The 2,375-nt window shown below is 56.3% G+C and carries 3 protein-coding genes; all 3 read right to left on the bottom strand.

Annotated elements, in window-relative coordinates; all coding sequences use genetic code 11:
• A partial coding sequence (locus ABD892_RS05530) for a hypothetical protein (RefSeq protein ID WP_345194405.1) occupies positions 1–466 on the bottom strand: 466 nt, incomplete at its 3' end.
• Positions 467–696: 230 nt separating this feature from the next.
• Positions 697–1,464, bottom strand: a complete 768-nt coding sequence (gene istB / locus ABD892_RS05525) for an IS21-like element helper ATPase IstB (RefSeq protein WP_345194404.1) — start codon at positions 1,462–1,464, stop codon at positions 697–699.
• The coding region (gene istA / locus ABD892_RS05520; protein ID WP_345194403.1) for an IS21 family transposase at positions 1,464–2,375 on the bottom strand (912 nt) is incomplete at its 5' end. The genes istA and istB, both read right to left, overlap by 1 nt.

Raw genomic sequence — 2,375 nt, 5'->3', positions numbered from 1 at the left:
GAACCTCACAGAAGATGGTGCGCGCTTTCCTGTCACGGCTTGTATCAAAGGAGAATGATCCAGATTCGGTAGTTGCTGGAGAGGATTGTTTTGAACTGCCTGACCCTGGTTGCACTAAAAGTTCGGTTTCAGGCTCTTCCTCGCTGACAGAATCGCTAGATTGCCAAAGATCTGGCCTGATAGCCGGAATCGTATGGGTAAGTCCGCTGGATGTTCCAGGCATGGTCAGACTTCTACTGCTGACGGTATGGGGCTCAGCTATTGTTACATCCCGCTGTCCTAAAACAAGAGAATCCGGGACACCCTCTGCAGCCGGGAAGTTTTCAGGATCCAAATCCCTCAATATTGCTTCAACTTCCTCAATCCCGATCCAGCTTTCGTATTGTTGGTGTGCTGAAGTGTCTGTTTCACCAGGCTCACCGGTAGGCGGCGTTGCAGCCGGACGCGTTCCAGGTATTCGATCCATCGTTGTAAGTCTTTGTTCCCATTATCAGTTCCTGATACTGCACAGACAGTATGGGATGACAGACCGGTTATCACTAACCGAGGGGGCAGTCCGGCTGACCTGTCAGCAGCGATAACCGGACAGTCAACCATACTCCGGTTTCAGAGGAAAGTGTTGCAGAGGTGATTCCCGTGTATCCGTGCAATCAACCGGAATAGACGCCAACACCCCTGATCCGGATCCTGTAGCGATCAACCTTCAGAAGTGACTGCCGGTGCTTTCAACAGCCCCGATTTTCGCTTCTCTTTCAACCGGTAACTTTCACCCTTGATGTTCAACGTCGTGGAGTGGTGCAGCAACCGGTCCAGGATGGCGGTGGCAATGGCCTGGTCGCCAAACACTTCGCCCCAGTCGATGAAGCCCTTGTTTGAGGTGAGAATGACGCTGCCTTTCTCATAACGTCGGGTTACCAGCCGGAAGAACAGGCTGGCTTCCTCCGGCTCCAATGGCAGGTAGCCGATTTCATCCAGCACCAGCAGCCTGGGGCAGGTCAGCAGCTGCATCTGGCGTTCCAACCGGTTCTCCTGCTGCGCCTTTTTGAGGGTGGCCATCAGCCGGTCCAGACTCATGAACAGCACCCGGTGACCGGCTTCAGCAGCTTTCACAGCCAGGGCGATGGCCAGGTGGGTCTTGCCCACGCCCGGAGGTCCCAGCAGCACCACATTCTCAGCCCGTTCCACGAAGCCCAGTCCCGCCAGTTCCCGCACCACTTTTCGGTCGATGGAAGGCTGGAAACTGAAATCGAACTGCTCCAGGGTTTTGAGCCAGGGAAGCCGAGCCTGCTTGATCCGTCCTTCCAGTCCCTTCTGGTGACGGCCTGCCCATTCCGCCGAGAACACGGTTTCCAGGAATTCCCGGTAGTTCAGCGCGTGTTTGCTGGCCTGTTCACACAGGGTGTCCAGGGCGTCATGCAGATACTCCAGCTTCAGTCGGGTCATCAGTGCTTGCAGGTTATCCATCACGCCACCTCCGCATAACAGCTGAGGTCACGGGTTTCCACCTTAACGGCCTCATACATCGCCCGGTGATGGGTGGGTTCCAGTATCCATTGGTGACTGCCGTCGTTGAGCACATGGGACGCGACCAGCTGATCCTGGTCATCATAAACCCGCAGGGTGTTATCCAGCCCGATGCGGATATTGACGGCCTGGCCGGTCAAACGGTCAGGCACGCTGTATCGGTTGGTGCGGACATTGATATAGGCGTCCGAAGGCACCCGTCGCTGTTCCCGATAGCTGGTATCAAAGCCCATGGCTGGCAGGGGCTTGAGGCAGGATTGCTCCCGTGCAAAGCGATTCAGCACCCTCTCTTTCACCGTGCCGTGGATGCGTTCATCCGCTACTTCTCGCATCCACTGAACCAGTAACCCGTTCAGGTGAGCAAGACTTTCGAAACCGGCATGACGGGGGAAGAAGTTGTCTTTCACGTAATGCACCATCCGCTCGGTCTTGCCCTTGGTCTGGGGCCGGTAGGGTTTGCAGGCACGGGGCTTGAACTGGTAATGGTGGGCCAGCATCAGGAAACCGTCGTTGAAGGTCACCCGGCCATTGCCCGGATGTTTGAGAACCGCCGCTTTCTGGTTATCAACCAGCACTTCGGCAGGGACGCCGCCAAACCAGTTGAAGCTCTGCACCAGGCTTTCATAGGTGTGCGCGGCATCATTACTGAAAGCAGCCCAGACAAAGCAACGGCGGGAATAGCCCAGGGTGTTGACGGAGATGTAGACCTTTCGCTGTTCTCCGGCTATCTCAACTGTCAGCTCGCCCCAGTCGTGTTGCAGCTGACGTCCCGGTTCTGTCTCATAGCGCACCGTGGTCCTGCTCTGGCGCAGGGCCCGTTTCGGCTTGATGTAGTCGCGGAGAATGGAGAT

Source organism: Kistimonas scapharcae (genome assembly GCF_039540975.1).
In the GTDB taxonomy this organism is placed as follows: Bacteria; Pseudomonadota; Gammaproteobacteria; order Pseudomonadales; family Endozoicomonadaceae; genus Kistimonas; species Kistimonas scapharcae.
This window is presented reverse-complemented; position numbering and strand designations above follow the sequence as displayed.

Coding starts and splice junctions, on each gene's coding strand:
- istB (WP_345194404.1), bottom strand. CDS start 1,464: ATGGATAACCTGCAAGCACTGATGACCCGACTGAAGCTGGAGTATCTG.